Here is a 4,185-nt window from a genome sequence, read left to right as displayed (position 1 = left end):
ACGTTTTTTCTTTCGTTTTGATCCATAAAGAGATAACGGCTCAATGTCCCATGGATTTTTCATTCATAGCACCTCCACACATCTCATTCAATTTGTTCATTTGTTCCTTTCTCCCTTTCCGCGCTGGGAAGGCAAGCTTGGCCGCCAAAAAAAGGGCCTAAATCCATATATGCTTGATATCTTTTGGTTTTTCTAGAAGTATGTTTTCTAACTGGTTCTAATCTGAATTTATCCGGAAAAAATCCCTAGAAATTTTTGCATAACAACTTTGAATTTTCCTTTACCTAGCCTTCCAATGCGTTTTATCACAAGACTGGGCTCAATCGTAGTTAGATATGCTGGATTCACATAACTTTCGGCCCACAAGCCACCTTCCCAGTCTTCTTTCATTATTGAAATCAAATTTGAATCTCCACTGTTATAAGACGTCATGCTGCAAATGATTATATCTCGAGAGGAATTGTTGAAAATATCCGAACTAAGGACTAATGCCGGCCTTTGCTTGCTTCCAGTCTGGTCAGGATAAGGAAAAGGCACCAGGATTATGTCTCGTTGTTTCAGTACTTGTTCCATACTTCATCATCTTTAGGATTATCCCATATTTTTTTTAGGCTTTTTTGGGAAAGAGTATACCACCCATGGCCTTCATCATCCTTGCCTTGCATCCTGAATTTAAATCCCTTCAACGCTTCACGTAGCACTTCAGTCTTTGATGCTGCATAACCAGCTTTTATATAACGCTCAACAAGTTTTTCCAGCTCTCCTTCAAGCTTGAAATTCACAACAACCATACTTACACCCCGTACTTTGCATGCCAAACCAAACAGACAAATGCAACTATTGTGTGTTTATTGTGTGTTTAACACATATATTAGCTTTACTAACCTATACTATTTTAGCTTTTCTAGCAATATCCAGGTTCTTGGCGTTTGTCATATTATTCTTTATATGAAGTATCTTACCAAAAAAATTTCAGATTTGACTCGCACTGATGCACAAGATTGCCGGATTTCATCTCGAATTGCGAATCAAAACTGAACTACTCTTCTAACTTTTCAAGCGCAAGGCCTGCAATTACAATGTTTGCAAAACCCATTACTGTCCAAGATAGAACCATAAGTAGCGAAAAAGTAAAGCTGGAAAAGTTCACAAGAAATGAAGGCACTGAAAAAAGCACCCCGAAACATGCGCCAAACTCAAAACCGTTTTTCCATGATTTTCTTGTCTTGAACCATGTATATGTCAACAGCATGCCCAACGCTACAGGATACACAAAAAACAAGGACATTACTGGGTCGTTCCAAGGCCTAAAAGCAGGAGTTGTATATTCGGATTGGAGCAGGGGAAAGACCAAATTGAGAATCCAGCTGAAAACCATGCTGCACGCTAAAAGCAATATCCCGACTGAAAATGCAAGCAGGTATCTGTTTTTCATAATACCACCGTCCAGAATTTGATTGTTTGAGTATTTAATATTTTCAGTGAAGTTGCCACATGTTTCTAGACTAGATTGGGCTTATAAAAACAATTCATTAATCACGCGTGTCGGGAAGCTTTTTACGCCTTATGCGAGAAAGCTTGGCATGGACATTAAACTCAAGGCAATTTTGTTCTACTTGGTTGGAGCAGTGGTGTTTGCTGCCTTGCTTTTCATTCCTGCAGGAACGCTTGACTTTTGGCAGGCGTGGCTTTACATGACAATAGTTCTCGTGCCTGCAGCATTTGTGGTGCTCTATTTTTTGAAAAACGATCCGGCCTTCCTTGGGCGGAGGATGAAGATGAAGGAAAAGGAAAGGGGGCAGCAACTTATCATAAAGCTTGGCACGCCTCTTTTCCTTGCAGGCTTTTTGTTACCTGGCCTGGACAGGAGATTTGGCTGGTCCAACGTTCCACTCGAGGCCGTGCTGGCTGCGCAAGCAATTGTCTTTATCGGCTATCTTCTCATTTTCTGGGTTTTCAAAATAAACAGCTGGGCTGGAAGGACGATTGAGGTGGTGAAAGGGCAGAAGTTAATCTCAACAGGCCCCTATTCGGTTGTCAGGCATCCCATGTACGTTGGCTTTCTTGCCATGTACTTATCAACGCCATTTGCGCTTGGTTCCTATGTTGCCCTTGTGCCCTTTGTGCTATGCATCCCGCTTCTTGTGGCCAGAATAAGAAATGAGGAGAAAGTGCTGAACAGCAAGCTAAGCGGTTACAAGGAGTACTGCAAAAAGGTGAAGTGGCGGCTGGTTCCAAACATATGGTAGCATGCCTTGAAAAAAGGTGTCTTGATGGAGAAAAAGTTCCGAAACAGTGCGCAAGCTTACAGGGGTTGAACTTGAAAACTATCTAAAGATAAAAAGGCAGATTGAGGAGATTTGGATGGAGGATGCCAAACTCCGCGAGGAACTTGTAATAAGGGCTTGAAGTTTGAAAGAAAGTGGTGGAGTGGACCCCTTGGCAAGCCAAAAAATTTTGAGGTTTAGATTCGGCCATTTTTGCTTTTGTGCGCGCCGTTCAGGATAAATTCAAGCTCCTCCTGTGCAAACTGCTTGGATTTTTCAAGGTGCTCGATCTCATGCTCAAGCCTATGCATATTGCTATTTTTGCTTGAAGTTTCTATCGATGGTACGCCGTTTTCTGCCGATTTCTTGCCTTTTTCTGCCAGTTGGTTGAAAAATTCGTTGTTTAAGCTCGCAAAAGTTACTATATTTTCAAAATATGTTTTCCTTATTTTTACAAGCTTCTCAAGCATGTTAATAGTTCTTCCGCAGAGTTCAATACAAGCGTAAAACAGTTCATGCTCAGCAAAAAACCTAAAGTATACTTCAAGCGGCTTGTTTTTTGATTGCAGTTCATTTGCGATTTTTTTGTATGTTTCAAGATAAACTTTTAGATGGTTTTTGGGCGGGTCAATGCTTTGCGTGTATAATTTGTTGTTCTCTTCGTGCTGGTGCTTTGAAATTGATTTTATTTCTTCAAGCATCCCATTGCTTATTTTTGTGAATACATACTTGGTTTTGTCAAGAAGCAGGAGCCATGTCGAATCAAAACCTTTTTCTTCAAGTGAGTTCCTGATAATGTTTGTCGGATCAAGTACAATTAGTGCAGACAAATCATTGAATGCGTTTAGCAGAATCTGGAGTTCAAAGTGATAGGCTGTCCAAAAAATATCATTGTTTGCAGTAATACCGCTTCTGCCAAGCCTGAAATTAAGAGGCGCGCCGCTTCCATCTTCTATGGCTTTGGATGTCCTATTTATAAGATCCACATAACTTTCAGGGGTTCCAAAATTCTCGCTTTTTTTTGCAAGTTGTCTCAAAAGCGAGACAGTAAGCTCAAAATCAGCATCAAGCTCGTCTCTCATGGCAACAATTTTTTCATGCTGGGCTACTAGAGTTTTTTTGCTGTCATATACCTTATTTTTCCAGTCCTCAAATTTAGCTATCGGCTTGGCGTTGGTTGTATGCGGTTGGGTGGTTTTTTGACATTGCGCCTCCGCTTTCAGTTCAGTTAATTTTTCTTGCAGTTCAAAAAGTTTTTCATCTGCTTGCTGTAAGAAAACCATCAAGTTGATGGAGCTTGGCTCTTTGAGCCATATGTTCCAGTATGGGTCATTTACAAACCTGCCGCAGTTTGTAACAAACTTTTCCCTAAAATCAACAATTCTTTTTTGAGGCACCTCGCCTAGCTCGCACTTGCGGAGCTTTCCGTTATGGTGCATGCTAAAGACTTTGACATTATTAACCATGAATCAATATTAAGAATAACTAAATTATAAAGCTTTCAGAAGGAAAAATGAGCATTTCAATAGGCTTGGCTACATGCTGCGAGCTTAAAGATACTGGGCGTTTGCAATGGGCATGGAAAAGGATGAATGTTGTGGTAAATGCCCTTATATATGCGCCTATTCTTGCACACTTGACTTGATGCACTTAAAGCATTTGGGCTTTGGCCTTGAAAAATCTACACATACTGGGAGCTTGCAGGCTGTGCAGGGGGCCTGTTTACGCGCTTTATCCGCTCAAACTCCTGCTTATAGATGCCCCACATCTTTTCCCCTTCCTTTTTTTCAAGTATTTTACAGACGATATGCCTTGGAACAGGGACGCTCATGCCCTGGATTGGCCTGTAGTCAACTAATGCATAGTCGCCTTCCTTGATTTGGGCGGTTATTTTTTGGCTTATTTCCAAGGTCAGCAT

6 protein-coding genes are annotated in these 4,185 nt (G+C 41.0%); 2 read left to right on the top strand and 4 right to left on the bottom strand.

All coding sequences use genetic code 11. The features are described from left to right. Positions 1 to 228 precede the first annotated feature (228 nt). The gene (locus FJZ26_04635) at positions 229 to 573 is read right to left on the bottom strand and encodes a type II toxin-antitoxin system PemK/MazF family toxin (protein ID MBM3229691.1); all 345 of its coding nucleotides are present in this window, start codon (positions 571 to 573) and stop codon (positions 229 to 231) included. After that, on the bottom strand, positions 558 to 791 hold the full coding sequence (locus tag FJZ26_04630) for a hypothetical protein (protein ID MBM3229690.1): 234 nt from the start codon (positions 789 to 791) through the stop codon (positions 558 to 560). Before FJZ26_04630 ends, FJZ26_04635 begins: the two co-directional genes overlap by 16 nt. Positions 792 to 1,001: 210 nt before the next feature. On the opposite strand from FJZ26_04630, the gene FJZ26_04625 reads away from it, so the two are divergent. Both FJZ26_04625 and FJZ26_04620 read left to right on the top strand, forming a co-directional pair. Then, positions 1,002 to 1,457 (top strand): hypothetical protein, encoded by a 456-nt coding sequence (locus tag FJZ26_04625; GenBank protein MBM3229689.1) that lies wholly within the window; start codon positions 1,002 to 1,004, stop codon positions 1,455 to 1,457. Between the two features lie 126 nt (positions 1,458 to 1,583). Continuing rightward, on the top strand, positions 1,584 to 2,249 hold the full coding sequence (locus FJZ26_04620) for an isoprenylcysteine carboxylmethyltransferase family protein (GenBank protein ID MBM3229688.1): 666 nt from the start codon (positions 1,584 to 1,586) through the stop codon (positions 2,247 to 2,249). Positions 2,250 to 2,464: 215 nt separating this feature from the next. Here FJZ26_04620 and FJZ26_04615 read toward each other — a convergent pair whose 3' ends face one another. Together FJZ26_04615 and FJZ26_04610 are read right to left on the bottom strand one after the other, a co-directional pair. Next, complete coding sequence (locus FJZ26_04615; GenBank protein ID MBM3229687.1) at positions 2,465 to 3,733, bottom strand: hypothetical protein; 1,269 nt, start codon at positions 3,731 to 3,733, stop codon at positions 2,465 to 2,467. A gap of 215 nt (positions 3,734 to 3,948) precedes the next feature. Continuing rightward, entirely contained in the window at positions 3,949 to 4,176 is a 228-nt protein-coding gene (locus tag FJZ26_04610) for a hypothetical protein (GenBank protein ID MBM3229686.1), read from the bottom strand. Between the last annotated feature and the right edge of the window lie 9 nt (positions 4,177 to 4,185).

The sequence above is a fragment of the Candidatus Parvarchaeota archaeon genome, assembly GCA_016866895.1.
Classification (GTDB): Archaea; Micrarchaeota; Micrarchaeia; order Anstonellales; family VGKX01; genus VGKX01.
Note: the sequence above shows the minus strand (reverse complement) of the source record. Positions and strands in the feature narration are given on the sequence as shown.